Raw genomic sequence first — 450 nt, 5'->3', positions numbered from 1 at the left:
TTTTCCTTTGTTTATAATGAGCTCGTTTCCAAATATTATCCGGACAATGGTCGTATCGCCGAGAGCCCTGTCCGTATGTTCAAGTACCTTCTTTTAAAAACCATTTATGACTTGTCTGATATTGATGTGGTTGAACGCTCACGCTATGACATGTCCTTTAAATACTTTTTAGGGATGGTACCGGAAGAGGATGTGATAGAGGCCAGCTCTTTATGCAAATTTCGTAGGCTCCGTCTGAAAGATATGGACTTGTTGAACCTGCTTATCAACAAGACGGTAACTTTAGCAATAGAGAAGGGCATTATAAAATCCACCTCTGTAATCGTTGATGCCACACATACCGGTTCGCGTTCAAATCCCCATTCTCCTTTGAGATACTGAAGCTGCGTTCCAGACAGTTACGTAAATGTCTCTATGAAGTGGATGAAAAGATAAAGGAAGTATTACCCG

General features: G+C 41.1%; 1 pseudogene. It reads left to right on the top strand.

Features of this window, described 5'->3' with window-relative positions:
* Positions 1-450, top strand: a pseudogene (locus JZY04_RS21105) (transposase); the annotation flags it as partial.

The organism is Bacteroides sp. 11BF (genome assembly GCF_019633765.1).
Lineage (GTDB): Bacteria > Bacteroidota > Bacteroidia > Bacteroidales > Bacteroidaceae > Bacteroides > Bacteroides hominis.
The sequence above is the reverse complement of the archived record's forward strand: the minus strand, read 5'-3'. Positions and strand labels throughout refer to the sequence as shown.